At 36.5% G+C, this 16,835-nt stretch carries 19 protein-coding genes; 4 read left to right on the top strand and 15 right to left on the bottom strand.

Annotated elements, in window-relative coordinates; all coding sequences use genetic code 11:
- Positions 1–4 precede the first annotated feature (4 nt).
- The 14 genes from secD to nadE form a co-directional block, all read right to left on the bottom strand.
- Positions 5–1,255: a protein translocase subunit SecD gene (secD, locus tag LJD61_RS09330; RefSeq protein WP_255227264.1), complete on the bottom strand. Its 1,251-nt coding sequence runs from the start codon at positions 1,253–1,255 to the stop codon at positions 5–7.
- Positions 1,256–1,414: 159 nt separating this feature from the next.
- Positions 1,415–1,597 carry a six-cysteine ranthipeptide SCIFF gene (gene scfA, locus LJD61_RS09325; RefSeq protein WP_255227263.1) on the bottom strand — a complete coding sequence of 61 codons (183 nt, stop codon included), beginning with the start codon at positions 1,595–1,597 and terminating at the stop codon, positions 1,415–1,417.
- A gap of 65 nt (positions 1,598–1,662) precedes the next feature.
- Entirely contained in the window at positions 1,663–2,073 is a 411-nt protein-coding gene (locus LJD61_RS09320) for a TIGR04086 family membrane protein (protein WP_255227262.1), read from the bottom strand.
- A 106-nt stretch (positions 2,074–2,179) separates the two neighbouring features.
- Positions 2,180–2,446, bottom strand: coding sequence for a preprotein translocase subunit YajC (gene yajC / locus LJD61_RS09315; protein ID WP_255227261.1), 267 nt, complete (start codon positions 2,444–2,446; stop codon positions 2,180–2,182).
- Between the two features lie 59 nt (positions 2,447–2,505).
- Positions 2,506–3,624, bottom strand: a complete 1,119-nt coding sequence (gene tgt / locus LJD61_RS09310; RefSeq protein ID WP_255227260.1) for a tRNA guanosine(34) transglycosylase Tgt — start codon at positions 3,622–3,624, stop codon at positions 2,506–2,508.
- Between the two features lie 15 nt (positions 3,625–3,639).
- Positions 3,640–4,275 carry a transporter associated domain-containing protein gene (locus tag LJD61_RS20525; protein ID WP_255227259.1) on the bottom strand — a complete coding sequence of 212 codons (636 nt, stop codon included), beginning with the start codon at positions 4,273–4,275 and terminating at the stop codon, positions 3,640–3,642.
- Between the two features lie 20 nt (positions 4,276–4,295).
- Entirely contained in the window at positions 4,296–5,321 is a 1,026-nt protein-coding gene (gene queA, locus LJD61_RS09300; RefSeq protein ID WP_255227258.1) for a tRNA preQ1(34) S-adenosylmethionine ribosyltransferase-isomerase QueA, read from the bottom strand.
- A 10-nt stretch (positions 5,322–5,331) separates the two neighbouring features.
- Positions 5,332–6,981, bottom strand: a complete 1,650-nt coding sequence (locus tag LJD61_RS09295; protein WP_255227257.1) for a SpoIID/LytB domain-containing protein — start codon at positions 6,979–6,981, stop codon at positions 5,332–5,334.
- A gap of 128 nt (positions 6,982–7,109) precedes the next feature.
- The gene (gene ruvB, locus LJD61_RS09290) at positions 7,110–8,102 is read right to left on the bottom strand and encodes a Holliday junction branch migration DNA helicase RuvB (protein ID WP_255227256.1); all 993 of its coding nucleotides are present in this window, start codon (positions 8,100–8,102) and stop codon (positions 7,110–7,112) included.
- Positions 8,103–8,114: 12 nt separating this feature from the next.
- A complete protein-coding gene (ruvA, locus tag LJD61_RS09285; RefSeq protein WP_255227255.1) occupies positions 8,115–8,699 on the bottom strand; it encodes a Holliday junction branch migration protein RuvA in 585 nt (194 codons plus the stop codon).
- 12 nt (positions 8,700–8,711) lie between these two features.
- Positions 8,712–9,203, bottom strand: a complete 492-nt coding sequence (ruvC, locus tag LJD61_RS09280; protein WP_255227410.1) for a crossover junction endodeoxyribonuclease RuvC — start codon at positions 9,201–9,203, stop codon at positions 8,712–8,714.
- Positions 9,204–9,336: 133 nt separating this feature from the next.
- Positions 9,337–9,969, bottom strand: coding sequence for a BofC C-terminal domain-containing protein (locus LJD61_RS09275; protein WP_255227254.1), 633 nt, complete (start codon positions 9,967–9,969; stop codon positions 9,337–9,339).
- A gap of 75 nt (positions 9,970–10,044) precedes the next feature.
- Positions 10,045–10,779, bottom strand: coding sequence for a YebC/PmpR family DNA-binding transcriptional regulator (locus tag LJD61_RS09270; RefSeq protein ID WP_255227253.1), 735 nt, complete (start codon positions 10,777–10,779; stop codon positions 10,045–10,047).
- A gap of 64 nt (positions 10,780–10,843) precedes the next feature.
- Positions 10,844–11,575 carry an NAD(+) synthase gene (gene nadE / locus LJD61_RS09265; protein ID WP_255227252.1) on the bottom strand — a complete coding sequence of 244 codons (732 nt, stop codon included), beginning with the start codon at positions 11,573–11,575 and terminating at the stop codon, positions 10,844–10,846.
- Between the two features lie 195 nt (positions 11,576–11,770).
- On the opposite strand from nadE, the gene LJD61_RS09260 reads away from it, so the two are divergent.
- Positions 11,771–12,130: a sulfite exporter TauE/SafE family protein gene (locus LJD61_RS09260; protein ID WP_255227251.1), complete on the top strand. Its 360-nt coding sequence runs from the start codon at positions 11,771–11,773 to the stop codon at positions 12,128–12,130.
- A complete protein-coding gene (locus LJD61_RS09255; RefSeq protein ID WP_255227250.1) occupies positions 12,130–12,480 on the top strand; it encodes a sulfite exporter TauE/SafE family protein in 351 nt (116 codons plus the stop codon). Before LJD61_RS09260 ends, LJD61_RS09255 begins: the two co-directional genes overlap by 1 nt.
- A gap of 81 nt (positions 12,481–12,561) precedes the next feature.
- Here the strand turns inward: LJD61_RS09255 and hflX are convergent, their stop codons facing one another.
- Positions 12,562–14,322, bottom strand: coding sequence for a GTPase HflX (gene hflX, locus LJD61_RS09250; protein ID WP_255227249.1), 1,761 nt, complete (start codon positions 14,320–14,322; stop codon positions 12,562–12,564).
- A 330-nt stretch (positions 14,323–14,652) separates the two neighbouring features.
- On the opposite strand from hflX, the gene hflK reads away from it, so the two are divergent.
- Together hflK and hflC are read left to right on the top strand one after the other, a co-directional pair.
- On the top strand, positions 14,653–15,597 hold the full coding sequence (hflK, locus tag LJD61_RS09245; protein ID WP_255227248.1) for an FtsH protease activity modulator HflK: 945 nt from the start codon (positions 14,653–14,655) through the stop codon (positions 15,595–15,597).
- Entirely contained in the window at positions 15,597–16,511 is a 915-nt protein-coding gene (hflC, locus tag LJD61_RS09240; RefSeq protein ID WP_255227247.1) for a protease modulator HflC, read from the top strand. Before hflK ends, hflC begins: the two co-directional genes overlap by 1 nt.
- Positions 16,512–16,835: the final 324 nt, after the last annotated feature.

Genomic DNA, 16,835 nt, shown 5'->3' with positions numbered 1-16,835 from the left:
CCCCCTATGCCCCATATAACTTTTTATTAGATAAAGCACTGATACCGGATACCAGCTTCATCAATTGTTTAGTTACAACGATTGCAGTAAACATGCTGGCCAAGATACCGATGGATAAGGTAACAGCAAAGCCTTTTATGGGACCAGTGCCAAAGTAGAAGAGTACAACTGCTGCAATCAAGGTTGTGATGTTTGAGTCAAATATAGTCAGGAAAGCTCTCCTGAACCCGGAATCAATTGCTGCTCTGAGGCTTTTGCCCATTTTAAGTTCTTCTTTCAATCTCTCAAAGATGATTACATTGGCATCCACCGCCATACCTATAGATAATACTATACCCGCTATGCCCGGCAGCGTTAAAGTAGCTTGCAACGCAGCTAAAGCAAACAGTACTATGCAGATATATAATACCAAAGTTATATCAGCTACCAGACCAGGCAATCTATAATATAAAATCATAAATACCAATACTAGCAAAATGCCTATCCCGCCTGCAGCCAAGCTTTTTTCAAAGGAGTTGGCTCCAAGTTCAGGGCCTATGCTGGTAACCTGCAATGTTTTAAGCTCTACAGGCAGAGCACCTGCTCTTATAAGCATCGCTAAGTCTGCTGCCTCTTCCATAGTCATCCTGCCGGAGATCTGGCATTTGCCATCTGTTATAGCTTCATTAACCTGAGGAGCAGAAATTACACTTTCATCAAGATAGATAGCGATTATTTTGCCTACATTATTAGAAGTTGCCAGGGCAAATTTCTTTGCTCCTTCAGAAGTCAATTCCAATGATACCACAGGTTCTTGTATGCCTGTCTGACTTTGTGATGCATAAACCGCTTTGGCTTCCTTAATATCATTGCCCGTTAATACTGTATTACCAGCTTCATCGACAAATTTCAACTGGGCTGTTTTTCCAATCACTTCAAGGGCTCTCTGTGTATCCTGTATTTCCGGCAAACCTATTCGTATTCTTTTTGCCCCTTGTCTTGTTATCGTAGGCTCAGTTACTCCCAGGGAGTCGATACGCTCTCTTATAGTAGCAATAGCCCTTTCTATTTTTTCATCGGTTACAGGATCGTTGGGATTATCCTGGGCTTCAAGTACTACCTCGGCGCCCCCCCTCAAATCTAATCCCAGCTTAATCAGATTCTTTACCGGTATAACTTCATATTTTCCCAATTGAAGTCCATATGCTGCAACATAGCTTAATATACCGATCAATGCGACTATCGCCAAAAGTTTTACTATGTTTTTCGAATTCATCTGTACTCCCCCTTTTAAAAGTTCACAATGGTTATTATATTACTTTTAGCTTTTGGAGTCAATGACAAAGGAAATATCAAAATAGTACAATATTTGCTTCATATAATTTTAAAGCAGTAACATATATATCATTGTTACTGCTTTATGTAATATATTAGCTTAGCGATTTTCAACCGAGGAACTTTTCCCAATTCGCGAATTTAGCAAGTTCTCACATTTCTGATTTGCAACTGTGCATGAAGTTTTACATGCTGACTGGCATGAATTCTGGCATTCTCCGCAGCCGCCGTTTATGGCCCTTTCACCGTGAGTTGTTTTGCTTATAGTCTTTATGTATTTCATATTTAGTGCCTCCTAATAGTTTTTTCCCATAAATTATAACACAATCTGAAATTTTATTAAAGTATTTAAGACATATTTACACCGATAATTCCCCCGATAAAGCCTACCAATGAAGCCATCAGGACTTTTGCAATAAAGTACTTATCAAAAGCCGGGACCTGACCCCATATCATGCTTATGGGAATGATGATCAACACAAATATGATGCCTATTATTATCCCATACAGCCATCCTTTGCTTCTGATTTTTTTGCTGCAATACATAGCTGCTGCTACAATGCTTATCATGGTTATAACCTGTGTAATTATAGACATTGTGTTATCTGACACGGGTGTAATTGATAATACTACAGCATATATTATTATGCATACTAATGAGATAATCAATGCAAGAAATATTGATTTTACCAATATCAATATTTTATTTTCACTTTCTTTATCATATGATTTAATAGCTTTCTTCTTAAAGCGTTGCATAGCCGCACCCCCAATAATATTTATTTTCAGTAAACATTATTCCATTTGAGGTGTTTTTATTCATAAATAAGAAAGTAACTTGAGGTATTTCAAGTTACTTTCTGTATTAAGCTTCTACTTTTTTACCGATAGCCCATCTAGCAATCTTCAGCTTGGTCTTATCTGCTCCGACTTCTATGGTGACTGCATCGTCCTTAACATTAAGAACCTTGCCATAGATGCCTCCGATAGTTAATATTTCATCTCCTTCTTTGATATTACTTCTCATCTCCTGGATTTGTTTATCCTTTTTTCTTTGAGGTCTGATGAGTAGAAGATAAAATATTCCCAAGATTGCAACATACATTAAAATTGTTGAAACCCATGCTGGCATTATGCATCCCTCCTCCGCATTGTATATTCAATAAAAATGTGAAAAATCCTTCTTTTCATTTATTTTTTGTAGCCATAACTTTCAAAAAATTCTTCTCTAAAGCTCAAAAGCCTATCTTCATTGATGGCGCTTCTGATATCCTTCATTAAATTCTGTAAAAACCTGAGGTTATGTATGGTCGTCAAACGGCCTCCTAATATCTCTCCTGCTTTGATCAAATGCCTTATATAAGCCCTTGAAAAGTTCCTGCAAGCATAGCAATCGCATTTTTCGTCCAGCGGCTTTGAATCCCTTGAATACTCAGCGTTTCTAACAACAAGCTTTCCTTCCGAAGTCATAACGGTGCCATTTCTAGCTATCCTGGTCGGCAGTACACAATCAAACATATCAATTCCTCTTATTGTACCGTCTATCAATGAATCAGGGCTTCCTACACCCATAAGATACCTTGGCTTACCTTTCGGCAATACCGGAACTGTATACTCCAATACTTCATTCATTTCTTCTTTGGGTTCGCCTACACTTAGACCTCCGATTGCATATCCCGGAAGATCAATATCAATGGTCATTTTGGCGCTTTCTATTCTTAAATCCTTAAAAGTGCCGCCTTGTACAATTCCAAACAAGGCTTGTGTATCGGTTTTCGTATGTGCCTTTTTACATCGCTTCAGCCATCTTACAGTCCTTTCCATAGACTTTTTTGCATAGTCTTTTTCGCAGGGGTAGGGTATGCATTCATCAAATGCCATGATGATATCAGCCCCAAGAGACTCTTCGATCTCCATTACATATTCAGGGGAAAAAAAATGTTTTGAACCATCCAGATGAGATTTGAACTCAACACCTTCTTCGCTTATTTTTCGCAGCTCATTCAGGCTGAAAACCTGAAAGCCTCCGCTATCCGTCAATATAGGCCCATCCCACTTCATGAAGCCATGAAGCCCTCCGAAATCCTCTATGAGCTTATGCCCAGGCCTGATATATAAATGATATGTATTGCCAAGAATAATTTGAGCTCCAATCTCCTTTAATTCATCCGGGCTCATAGCTTTAACAGTAGCTTGAGTGCCAACAGGCATAAATGCCGGTGTATCAATAACGCCATGGGGTGTATGAACTTTTCCCAGTCTGGCATATGTATCCTTGCTTTCTTTTGTTAGTTCATATTTTACTGCCACTAATTATTTCCCTCACTATTCATCTAAATTATCAATAAGTACTTTTTCTATCAACCCGTCTTTTATTGAAAGCACCTTGAGCTTTGCATTTCCTACTCTGTAATCTATTCCTTCATATACAGGCCTATGAGTATCTTCTGCCATCTTTGTTATTACTCCACCTATAGTATTGCCTAAATTTTCAGGTATATTTAAACCGGTGATGGTATTCGCGTCATGTACAGATATGGCAGCAGAAAAAACATGCCCGTTTCCTTCTATTTTTATTTCCTTTGTAAAGAGATATTTTCTAATGGCAAAGACCATCGCTATAGCGACAACGCCTAATGCAATGTCAAGGGTTGTATCACTGTAAATAAGCATCTTTCTTGCGATAGCATAGAGCACGACCTCGAGAACACTGGAAGTAGAATGAGACATGAGCATTATTACGAGCTCCACACCCACTACCAGCAGCAATATATGCCCTAAAAACTTCTGAAACACCAAATATGTATCGATTGGATTTGTTTTTAAAATGATATATATATATTTTGCTAAATCAACCGCACTAACAATAACTGCAGCAATGATAAATAAGGCCAATATAATTTCAAGATAATATGTATATTTAATAAGCTTATTCTTAAAAAACCCCAGGTTTTTATTCACGTAATACATCCCCCCAAAAATTATATTATTAGCATCGCATCTCCAAAGCTAAAAAATCTATACTTAAGGTTTACTGCTTCTTCATACGCATTCATTATTTTATCCTTTCCTGCCAATGCGCTTACAAGCATCATAAGTGTTGATTCCGGGAGATGAAAGTTGGTTATTAATGCATCAGTACATTTAAATTTATAACCCGGATAGATAAAAATATCTGTCCAGCCTTTTTTTTCACTTATGATTCCATCAGCATCGGCTGCGGACTCTATTGTCCTTGTCGATGTCGTTCCAACACAGATTATTCTTTTCCCTTTCTCTCTTGAAGAATTGATCATATCAGCGCTCTCACGACTTATATCATAATACTCCGAATGCATTTTGTGTTCTTCTACGTTAGTTACTTTAACAGGTCTGAATGTGCCTAATCCAACATGGAGTGTAATATAAGCTAATTTCACACCCTTTTTTTCGATTTCCTCCAGCAAGTCATCCGTAAAATGCAATCCTGCGGTAGGGGCGGCTGCAGATCCTTCATGTTTTGAGTAAACTGTTTGATATCGTTCTTTATCTTTCAGCTCTTTCTTAATGTAAGGAGGCAAAGGCATATTGCCTAATCTATCCAGTATATTTTCAAACACACCTTCGTAGCTAAATTTTACAAGCCTGTTGCCGCCTTCGACTATTTCCATAACCTCGGCAACCAATTCACCTCCTCCGAATATAAATCTGGATCCCGGTTTTGCCTTTTTCCCTGGTCTGAGCATTACTTCCCAAATATCATTGGATTTTCTGGTCAGCAATAAGAACTCTATACTGCTCTGTGTTCCTTCTTTTATGCCGTACAGCCTGGCAGGAATCACTCTTGTATTATTAAGCACCAGGCAATCTCCCGGATTTAAATAATTCAAAATATCTCTAAAGGTTTTATGCTCTATATTACCGGTTTCCTTGTGTAATACCAATAGTCTTGACGTATCTCTAGGATAAATAGGCTCCTGAGCTATTAACTCCTGAGGCAAATCATAATAAAAGTCCGATGTATTCATGCTATTCTCCCTACTTCACTTTTGTTCCAGTATAATAATGCTCTAATATTTCTATAAAGCTGTATCCGCTGTCAGCCATACCCTTCGCACCGTACTGGCTCATACCTACTCCATGGCCCCATCCCTTGCCGTTCAAAATATAGGTTTGCGGCATTATATTATATTGTTGTACATCAAATAATCCTTTTATACTAATTTTTTTACCTGACGGTTCAATAATGGTCTGTCCAGATGCAGATATTATATGCAATCCCTGGGGCCTTTTTACGCTTATGCTATTACTATTTGTATCATAAATATTCACATCAGAATCTGTCTTGATTTCATACCATATACTTTTTATATCTGAAGTGCCAAAAATGGTCCTCATTTTCTCTTTCTCCAAGATAACAGCACTTTTTGAGCCGGTAATTTCAACCTTCTTTGCTCTTCCAAACTCACTTGTTTCAATAATATTTACATCAATTATATCTCCGATATCCATATTATTTTCTATCAATTTCTGCTGCATTGCTTTTCTGTCCAATGCATGGGTCCATGTGTCATTAGGACTCCCAACAGAAAATGGATCGTCAACACCTCTTAAATAGGGTATTTCTTCACTCCATATATTTTCTGAGTTCTCAGTATGGCCTCCGCTGCTCGAATGATAGAAAGTAGTCGCCACTTCATCCCCGTAAAACAACAATTTATTTTTCGTTTGAGCTACTGCTTTATTTGTGCTGTCATGCTCTTTACTGTAGCCCTTATAAGCTTGACAATGGGTGGTACTGCATAGATCATAGCCATCTTTGTTATGTTTTCCCAGATTGATAACAGCATAATTTCTAGCTGCAACGGCTTGAGCTTTTAAAGCCTCGATAGGCCAGGCGGGATTTGCTTCGCTTCCTACTACGCTATACAAGTATTCATCAAAGGCAACGTCATTAATAACAAGGATGCTGCCATCTTCTTGGGTTTTAAGCAATATATTCCCTCTATATTTAACTCCATTGACCTCTAACGGACTTGTATTCTCCATACTTTCTGAAGCTCTTATCTCTACCTGCTGAGCTTTATATATAAGCATCACATCATTGCTATTCACATCTGCTATTTGTACTCTTCTTTGATCAGGCTCCACCAATTTATATGTATAAAAATTGCTTTTATTTTGATAAATATTTATTTGATCCAAACATTGTTTCTCATCCAGAAATAAACCAGTCCATATACTCCACATCCCATCGTAAGCTAAGAATGAATCTGGCAGCTTTGTCTTTATATTTTCCAATGATTTTTCTGCAGAATCATAATCAGCGAAAGATTCACCAATTTGTATATGGTAAGGCCCAATGATGTCTCCCTGATATTTGACTGCCTTTATATATTGAATTTTTTTTATTTCTTTATCAATGATATTGTAGTAGCCGTCTGTTCTGAAAGACAACTTTGAAGGCTTTGAAATATTTAATAAAGCAGATTTATCTGTACCATTCAAAGAGTTAACAGCAACAGAAGAATTACAGCTTATGATCATCCCACTGCTTGCAGAATTATAATTCAAGCCTACTTTAACCCTTTCGGGAATAAGGGGTGATGCATTTACCGGTGATATAAATATTAGTGTTAAAAATAAAGCTATATAAACTATATATAAACTTTTATAATGTTTCTGCATATCATATACCTTCCTAAATTTTTCACTTATTATAGTTCTACAAAAGCTAAACATATCCTTCAAAAATTTTAATAACCCATATCAATTTTTTTTATGCTCTCGACTATGGCTTTATAGCCTAAGATTTTTTACTCTGCAATATTAAAATGTTTATATACTAAATGAGTTACCATTCTGCCCCTGGGTGTCCTGTTAAGAAAACCGATTTGCAGCAAATATGGCTCGTAAACATCCTCAATAGTATTTGATTCCTCACCTATAGAAGCCGCTAAAGTGTCCAACCCTACCGGGCCGCCGCCAAATTTATTGATTATGGTAAGGAGCATCTTGCGATCAATATTGTCTAAACCTATATGATCGACTTCAAGAAGCTTGAGTGCCTCATCTGCTACATCTCTTGTGATTTTACCGTCAGCTTTTACCTGGGCAAAGTCTCTCACACGCTTTAGCAGCCTGTTTGCTATTCTGGGTGTACCTCTCGATCTTCTTGCAATTTCTTCCGCTCCATCCTCTTCAATGTGTATTCTAAGAAGCTTCGCTGACCTATATACGATTTCATATAATTCTTCATTATTATAATAATCAAGTCTGCATATAACCCCAAATCTGTCTCTCAGCGGAGCAGAAAGCATGCCGGCCCTGGTTGTAGCCCCTATCAAAGTAAAGCTGGGTATATCAAGTCTTATGGACCTTGCACTAGGACCTTTGCCGATTATAATATCGATAGCATAATCCTCCATTGCAGGATATAATATTTCCTCCACACTTCTGTTTAACCTGTGAATTTCATCAATAAAAAGTACATCGTTATTGTTGAGATTGGTTAATATGGCTGCTAAATCCCCAGGCTTTTCTATAGCAGGTCCAGAAGTAACCCGAATATTAGAGCCCAATTCATTAGCTATGATATTAGCCAAAGTAGTCTTTCCTAGCCCCGGCGGGCCATACAGCAGAACATGATCTAAGGATTCATTCCTTTTTCTTGCTGCCTCAATAAAAATGCTCATCTTCTCTTTAGCTGCTGTCTGGCCTATGTATTCATCCAAAAATTTAGGCCTCAGATTTATTTCATTTTCATTATCTTCATTCATTATATTAGCAGTTATTAATCTTTCTTCCATCTCTACCCCCGCTTAAACTCTTGAAAGTTGTTTTAATGCCTCTTTGATCAGATTATCTATAGGCTTTTCCTTGTCCTTTATTTTAGAGAATGCCAATGATGCTTCGTTATAGCTGTAACCTAAGGACATCAATGCATCTATTACCTCCGACATATTGTTGCCCTTCTCGTCATTTACATTCATTAGAATTTCTGAATCAATATTTATTTTATCCCTGAGCTCCAGCAATATCCTCTCTGCAGTCTTCTTGCCAATGCCCGGAGCTTGCGTAAGAGCTTTAATATTTTGAGTGCCTAAGGCTAAGACCAGCTCATTAGGCTTTAAGCAGGACAATAATGATAGCGCAGCCTTAGGCCCTATTCCCGATACAGATATAAGAAGCTTGAATATATCCAGTTCATTTCTGCTGGAAAAACCGTATAGTATCAAATCATCTTCTTTGACATGCATATAGGTATACACTTTTGTTTTATTTGTTACCCTTAAATCAGAAATAGTATTAGCAGAAGAAAATACTTTATATCCTATACCGCCAATATCAATTACTACATGATCTTCTCTTGTCTCTGCTATAACACCGCTTAAATAATCAAACATTTTGTTGCTCCTTTATAACTTAAATAAATTAGAAAACCTCGAGGAATTGCCGTGACATATTGCTACAGCAAGTGCATCGGCTACATCATCAGGTTTTGGCGTTTCATTCAAACGCAAGAGCATCTTAACCATTTGCTGTATTTGCTTCTTATCAGCTCTTCCATAACCTACTATTGCTTGTTTTACCTGCAAAGGGGTATATTCAAAAATTGGTATACCCAGACTGGAGGCGGCTAATATAGCTACCCCTCTGGCATGTCCTACTGTAAGAGCAGTCTTTATGTTCTTATTGAAAAACAATTCTTCTATAGCATAGGCATCAGGTTTATATTTATTTAACAGTAAGCTCAATCCGTTATATAGATAAGTAAGACGATCGGGCATTGATACATCGGATTCTGTGGTCAAAGCACCGTAATCTATTATTTTATATTTATTCCCTTCAAAGTCCAGTATTCCGTAACCTAATATAGCTATCCCAGGGTCAATGCCCATAATTATCAAGCAAAACACATCCAATCCAAACATATATTCGTTATGAATACTATAACCTTTTTCTGAAAAAAAATAAAGCAGCAAAATCACTGCCTCATTTTTATAAAGCATACAAACATAAAAAAATTAACTTTGATTTCTATTAATTGCTAAATCCCTCCAATTTTTGTTCCATGTCATCCTCGGTATCTGCAACTATACCGCTTTGTAGCATTATCTGGTCTTCAGGCGTTAGTGTATCAATAATAATATCTGTTTTTTCTTTCAATATTTTTTCACCATTATCATTGTAGACGTAAATAGCTATATATTCATCTTCTATGCCAATAATGAAATGCCTGGGACAATAGGTCTCAATATCCTTGGTTAAAGTTATAATGTCCTCATATATACCTGCCAGACTCCAGCCGGTATTATTCTCCATAAATTCTTCTTCGCTCAATCCTATAAATACAGGCGGCAAATTTTTTGTTCTTTCAATTTTATGGCCACATATCGTAAACGATGTGACATAATTGATTTTATGATGCTCATTCAGTAGGAAATCTTCTTCCATCGCAATCTCGTCTTCATTTATGACATTATCAACATCACCCTTGGTAAAGTTCTTTAAGCTTTCTGGGACCTTCAAGTTTTCATTGATTTTATTAAAGCTATTTGCTTCATTTTCTGTGCCCATGTTTATATAGTAGCTTATGGAAAAAGCAACAAAAAGCATTAGTCCCATTATAAGTATGCCAAGCTTTTTCTTCCCTTTTCTTTTATCCTCAAACATAAGTATAACCTCCATACTATTATGGAGGTTATTATTGCCATAATTTTATATTTTATACATTAAAAAGCTATTGTGCTACTCCTCATCAGGCAGCTCAGCATTATGGTAAACATCCTGCACATCATCGTTGTCATCAAACATATCCAGCATTTTGTTAATCTTTTTGATGTCCTCCGAATCAGTAACAGATACAGTATTCTGCGGGATCATAGTCACTTCTGCAGATACCATGGGTACCCCTCCCTTTTCAAGCTGCAGCCTCACATCGGAAAAGGCTGCCGGATCAGTTATTATCTCATAGGAATCTTCTTCTGCCGAAAAATCCTCTGCACCGGCTTCTAATGCTTTCATCATTAGTTCTTCCTCATCAATGCTATCTAACCTCTCTACGATTATGAGGCCTTTCTTGTCGAACATCCAGCCTACACAGCCGGTACTTCCCATACTACCTCCATTTTTATCAAATATATGCCTTACATCGCCTGCGGTTCTATTCCTATTTTCTGTCAGAGTATTTACAATTACAGCCACTCCTCCAGAAGCATAGCCTTCATAAATTATCTCTTCATAATTCACATCGCCTAGCTCGCCCGAACCACGTTTTATTGCCCTATTTATTGTGTCATTAGGCATATTACAACTTTTTGCTTTTGCTATAACATCACGCAGCTTACCATTACTATCTGGATCGGCCCCTGCTTTCGCTGCTATAGATATTTCCTTTCCCAGTTTGGTAAATATTTTTCCTCTCGCTGCATCTGCTTTACCTTTTTTATGCTTAATATTTGCCCATTTTGAATGACCTGACATAAAAATCCTCCTCTCATGAATTCACAAAGATAATCCTACCATATCTAAATTGAATGTGTAAACATTAAACACCCGTCCTTTTATACATCTGGGGCATGTTTCTCTTATGTTTACTTGCATTATGCATTGCATCCACTCTATTTTTAATAGAAGCATCAGCTTTACCATTTGCAATATATTCATCAAGCTCTTTATAGCTCATCCTCATCTCATCTTCATCAGTTTGGTTCTCCCATAAGCCTGCAGTAGGAGCCTTATAAATAAGCTCATCAGGAACACCTAAATATTTAGCCAGCTCGTATATTTCGCTTTTTACAAAGTCGGCAATAGGCATTATATCTACACCGCTATCTCCATGCTTTGTAAAATATCCAATAGTCAATTCGCTTTTGTTGGTAGGACCTACGACCAGGTAATTATTTTTCCCTGCATAATAATACAAGGTCACCATTCGAAGCCTTGATTTAATATTGCCCAACAAAAGCCTCGAATCAGATTCATCAGAACCGATTGACTTTGTCAATATATCATATACAGGGTCTAATGCAACCTTTTCGAGCCTTAATCCAAGCTTTTCCGCGGCCAATCTTGCATCTTCTTCATCCTTTGGATTGCTATGGCAAGGAAGAATCAGGCATAGCGTGTCTTCAGGAAAGGCTCTCTTGCATAAAGCAGCTGCAACAGCAGAATCAATGCCTCCTGATAAGCCCAAAACCACACCCTTTGCTTTTGCAGCAAATACAGCCTCTCTAAGCCATGAACAGATTTCATTGCACTGCTTATCTATATTTTTCACATAAATCCCTCCAAAATAAAAGCATATTACATTTATAATATCATTGCAAATTATTGATGTAAATTAATTCTCATGTATATTGTAACCCTTTAATCAAAACCTATATTAACAGTATCCTTATAAGTTGAATCTTATATATGAGCTTTAGATATTATCCATCGGGTAAAGCACTTCAAAATTAAGGGAGGCAAAACAATGAAATTCAAGTCAAAAACAGCTCTTACCATAATAGGCTTTATTGCCGGAATAGTCAACGGCCTTTGTGGATCAGGCGGAGGAACTATCCTGGTGCCTTCACTGGTATTCCTAAGCAAGGTTAAAGACCATAGGGCTCATGCCACAGCCATTGCAGTCATATTACCCCTTACAATCATCAGTTCTTTTATATATGTAAAATCCGGCATAATAGATGTCAATACTACACTTAAAGTAACAATAGGCTCTATAACAGGAGCTTATATAGGCTCAAAGCTTCTCAATAAGCTTCCCATAAATATCTTGCGGAAGCTATTTGGAATATTTATGATTATAGCTGCAATAAGGATGGTGATCTAATGGTTGAAGTATTAATAGGCATTGCCGCAGGTATTATCGGAGGTATGGGAATAGGAGGAGGCACCATTTTAATTCCCGGAATTGTTTTCCTGCTTAAAATAGAGCAGCAGACAGCTCAAAGCATAAACTTGCTCTCCTTCATTCCGGCAGCGGCTCTAGCAGTGTTTATTCATAATAAAAACAAAAATATAGAAAAAAGCATCCTTGTTCCACTGATTGTGTCAGGTATGGTGGGAGCTGTAATAGGCGCTGTTATTGCCGTAAGATTAAATCCATCATTGCTGAAGAAGTTATTTTCAGGCTTCTTATTCATTATGGGCTTATATGAAATATTTTCAAAGAAGCATTAAAAGTGCCTCAACTACCCCCATTAGCAGCAATCATGGACTTTAATCTTCGATTAAATGTACCTTTCTGTAGCTGCTTATTCCTTAAAGCACATAATCTTTAACCTTTGCTGATGCAACAGCATCAAATTCTCCTTTAATGTATATGCCATTGTCCTTATATTCTTTATGCAATATTTTACCGTTATCATGCAAATAAGCTATCAGGGAGCCTTCATTATAAGGCACCAACAATTCCAGAGTTTGAGAATTTTTATTTACATAGTATTCAATTCTATCCAAGAGCTTTTCTAAATTGATTTTGTTTTTGGCGGAAATATATATCACATCAGACTCAAGCATAGCATCCCTATTGTATGCTTCACTGCCGGATATGATTTTATCCAATTTATTTATCGCTAATATAGCAGGTTTACTATCCGCCTTCAAATCTTTCATTACACCATTTACAATATCAATCTGTTCTTCGTAGTTTTCATTGCTTCCATCTACCACATGAACAAGTAAATCTGCATAAGTAACTTCCTCTAAAGTTGATTTAAATGCTACCACAAGCTCATGAGGCAGCTTTTTAATAAAACCTACGGTATCTGATATAACTATTTCCTGCCCGCTATTAAGACACACTCTTTTGACTGTAGGGTCTAAGGTTGCAAATAATTGATCCTCAACATAAACCTCTGAATTGGATAAAGAGTTTAATAGAGTGGATTTACCTGCATTAGTATAGCCGACCAGACATACATGAAATATATTGCCTGCCCTGTTTATTCTCCGTAAATCTCTATGCTTTTTAATCTCGGCTACTTCATTCTCAAGCTCGCGCACTCTTTCTCGTATTCTTCTCCTGTCTATCTCAAGCTTTTTTTCACCCGGTCCTCTTGTACCAATACCGCCTCCCGTTCTGGACATCTGTACGCCGAATCCTATTAATCTTGGCATCATATATTTAAGCTGAGCAAGTTCTACTTGCAGCTTTCCTTCTTTTGATCTTGCTCTTTTTGCAAATATATCTAATATTATTTGTGTTCTATCTATAACTCTTACTCCAAGCTCTCGCTCTAAATTTCTAATTTGAGCTCCTGACAACTCTTCATCAAAAACTACCAAATTTGCTTCTCTCTTCTGAATTTCCATTTTTATTTCTTCAAGCTTGCCCTTTCCAATCAGAAAGGCACTGTCAATGTTAGTCCTATTTTGTGCAATCCTACAAACCTGAATGCCGCCTGCTGTATTCAAAAGCTCCTCTAGTTCATCTAAATCCTCTATGCCACTTATTCCGACAAGAATGGCCCTCTCCTCATCTGAACATATGTCTACCGTTGTATTCTTTTCTTCTTTGAAATCTGATTCTATTCCTCTTATCAATTCTACTGCATTAATAGAAAGAAGCTTATTTATAGAATATGGTCCTATCTGTATTATATTATAATTCGAACCCTCTCCTGCCAGATATGCAATATAAGCATCCTTGGGGCAGCCATCTGACACACCTATGCCTACAATCAAATCCAGTTTTATTGCTTTAAGGGCTGAAGTATCCATATCAGACAGAATACCATGTCCATTTGGATGAGTATGTATACATCTTATTCCGCTTAAACTTTCCTTAGATCTTCTTTCTGTATACTCTTTCAATGCTGCTGAGTTATAATCCCCAATTACCGCATCTATAATCTCGCCCTTTCTATTTACGTAAATAGCGACTTCCCTCTGCGTCTCTCCGGTTATTTCACATATGATGTTCAATATATCACTTGATATTATTAGGCTGTTCTCAATGATCTCTCCTTTAATAGAGTCCAGCCTATTTAGAATGGTCTTTCTTATATAATTTCTATCCAAAGCTTATCTCCACCTTTGCAATTTCATCAATAATACAATATTTTATAATGCATAGGAAAGTATAAATTTCCTTAATCTACACTTTTCGTTAAATGCATTTCAAGAAAGACTTCCTTATAATGCTTCTTTAGAAGCCTTTTTTATAATCTCTGATAATCCAAATATTATTTAATATGATTAGCTTTGTCAAGTATAAGTCTTTATAGTATAAAATTTCAATGATTTGACTAATATTAAAAGGACTAAAACTTACTGAATACAGCTATTTGAAAAAAGACAACTTTTCTGCCATAATAAAATTATTCGAAGCTTTAAATAGGGAGTGACACTATGATAAAATTTTCTGAAGTATATAAGATGTTCAGCTATACAAAATTATTAGCAATTTTGTTAATAATAATGATAACATTTTTTATTTTTTCGTCCATATATACAGTAAAAGAGGGGGAAGTAGGCGTTTTAAGGACCTTTGGAAAAGTAACCGACTTTACTAAGCCCGGATTACATTTAAAATTTCCATATCCGGTTCAAGATATAGATGTAATGAATGTGAGCAGATCAAACCTAATTGAAGTAGGCTTTAAAGATGTCGAGAATACAAAGCGCAATCCTCAAAACCATGAATCTCAATTAGTTACCGGTGATGATGGAATTATTCTAGTAGATTTGCTTGTGGAATGGAGAATAAGTGACCCATATGCTTATCTTTTTAATGCTAAAGACCCTGAAAGCATATTAAAAAACTCCATTCTTTCTTCTTTACAGTCTGCAGCAAGTAAATCCACAGCAGATTCAATACTATCCGATGGAAAAACAATTGTACAGAATGATATAAAAAAAGATATTGAGAAGAATATATCCGGTTATAATTTGGGCGTTGAATTACTAAGTGTAAAAATCCTTGATGCAAAGCCTCCAGAAGAGATTAAACCTGCCTTTGACGCTGTTTCCGATGCCATTGAACAGAAAAATATTCTGATCAATAAAGCTGAAGAATATAGAAATCAAAAAGTGCCGGCAGCTGAAGGTGAAGCAAATAAAATGATAAAAGAGGCCGAAGCCTATAAAGAGGAAAGAATAAATAAAGCTAAAGCCGAAACAGATAGCTTCAATTCCATATATAAAGAATATAAAATGAGCAAAGAAGTAACAAAATCCCGTATGCTTATAGAAGCCCTTGAAGAGATATTACCAGGGGCGAATATATATATAATGGATACAAAAAACGGAACTTTAAATAATATCCCTACCGGAGAAATAAAAGGAGAAAAATGATGAGTCAGTTTAATAGCCTAAATGTAAAGAAAAAAGACACTAAATTAGTTGCGTTGCTAAAGAAGGTATCTATATTGATTGCCATGGTAGCAGTTGTTCTTACTGTTTTTTTCAACGCACTCATAGTGCAAGAGGATGAAATTGTTTTTGTAAGAAGCTTCGGTAAAACAATCAGAATAATTGATAAGCCTGGTTTGTATTTTAAAATACCTTTTGTAAATAGCACATCCACCATTTCAAAAAAAATATTTTGTTATGATTCCCAAAGCTCAAAATTTGTGACCAAGGATAATAAGAACCTTTTATTTGATAGTTATACTCTATGGAAGATAAATGATGCAAAAACTTTCATAGACACATTGCAATCAATTGGATATGCAGAAGCCAAAATTGAAAATTCTGTCTACACATCTATGCGAGCGAAGCTAATAAACATTGATTATGCTGATATCATTAAGAATAGCAATATCAACAGCGTTAGCCAAGCAATACTGGAAAATGTTAAAGATGAATTGAAGCCTTACGGGATAGAAATAATCGACATCAGGTCAAAAAATATATATTTGCCTCAGGAAAGCCAAGACGCAGTATATTCAAGAATGAAATCTGAAAAAGAAAAAATTGCAGCACAACATTTAAGCTTAGGTGAAAAAGAAGCAACCCAGATAAGAGCCGAAGCAGATAAGGAAGTAAAAATTATTATTTCTAAAGCCCAGTCTGAATCTGAAAGAATAAGGGGCTCAGCCGATGCAGAGGCTGCAAAAATATATGCCAATAGCTATAATAAAGACCCCGAATTTTATAAATTCATGCGGACGTTAGAGTCTTATAAAAAAACTTTGATAAATAAGCCGACAATAATAATACCTATTGATTCGCCCTTTGCTAAATACCTGATCGGAAAATATAAATAAATCTCTTACTTAGGACTCAGGATTAAGAACTCAGAGCTCAGGGGGTTAGGGCTGGAGTCAGAGGATACGGAAACCACGAAAAGACACTAAAGGGTTCACGAAACTTCACGAAATGTTTTTTGTGCGATTGATTCTTTAGTAGTTATTGCTTGCTATACGATACCCTCTTTAGTATGCCTTTGAAACCTAGAATACAGAAACACTGATTTTTACGGATATTTCCATCCCCTTCAGTGTTTTTTAGTGTAATTTCAGTGTCTTTTCGTGGTTCCCGTCTTTTTCAAAAAATAAAAAAAGACCCGGCGACGACCTACTCTCCCGGGG

This window comes from Lutispora saccharofermentans (assembly GCF_024363565.1).
Lineage (GTDB): Bacteria > Bacillota > Clostridia > Lutisporales > Lutisporaceae > Lutispora > Lutispora saccharofermentans.
Note: the sequence above shows the minus strand (reverse complement) of the source record. Positions and strands in the feature narration are given on the sequence as shown.

What these genes read in the sequence shown, in the direction of transcription:
- ruvB (WP_255227256.1), bottom strand. Translation starts at nt 8,102, where the DNA reads ATGGAAGAAAGATTAATAACTGCTAATATAATGAATGAAGATAATGAA.
- LJD61_RS09275 (WP_255227254.1), bottom strand. Translation starts at nt 9,969, where the DNA reads ATGTTTGAGGATAAAAGAAAAGGGAAGAAAAAGCTTGGCATACTTATA.
- secD (WP_255227264.1), bottom strand. Translation starts at nt 1,255, where the DNA reads ATGAATTCGAAAAACATAGTAAAACTTTTGGCGATAGTCGCATTGATC.
- LJD61_RS09295 (WP_255227257.1), bottom strand. Translation starts at nt 6,981, where the DNA reads ATGCAGAAACATTATAAAAGTTTATATATAGTTTATATAGCTTTATTT.
- scfA (WP_255227263.1), bottom strand. Translation starts at nt 1,597, where the DNA reads ATGAAATACATAAAGACTATAAGCAAAACAACTCACGGTGAAAGGGCC.
- yajC (WP_255227261.1), bottom strand. Translation starts at nt 2,446, where the DNA reads ATGCCAGCATGGGTTTCAACAATTTTAATGTATGTTGCAATCTTGGGA.
- LJD61_RS09320 (WP_255227262.1), bottom strand. Translation starts at nt 2,073, where the DNA reads ATGCAACGCTTTAAGAAGAAAGCTATTAAATCATATGATAAAGAAAGT.
- LJD61_RS09260 (WP_255227251.1), top strand. Translation starts at nt 11,771, where the DNA reads ATGAAATTCAAGTCAAAAACAGCTCTTACCATAATAGGCTTTATTGCC.
- LJD61_RS09270 (WP_255227253.1), bottom strand. Translation starts at nt 10,779, where the DNA reads ATGTCAGGTCATTCAAAATGGGCAAATATTAAGCATAAAAAAGGTAAA.
- hflK (WP_255227248.1), top strand. Translation starts at nt 14,653, where the DNA reads ATGATAAAATTTTCTGAAGTATATAAGATGTTCAGCTATACAAAATTA.
- LJD61_RS09255 (WP_255227250.1), top strand. Translation starts at nt 12,130, where the DNA reads ATGGTTGAAGTATTAATAGGCATTGCCGCAGGTATTATCGGAGGTATG.
- ruvA (WP_255227255.1), bottom strand. Translation starts at nt 8,699, where the DNA reads ATGTTTGATTATTTAAGCGGTGTTATAGCAGAGACAAGAGAAGATCAT.
- hflC (WP_255227247.1), top strand. Translation starts at nt 15,597, where the DNA reads ATGAGTCAGTTTAATAGCCTAAATGTAAAGAAAAAAGACACTAAATTA.
- queA (WP_255227258.1), bottom strand. Translation starts at nt 5,321, where the DNA reads ATGAATACATCGGACTTTTATTATGATTTGCCTCAGGAGTTAATAGCT.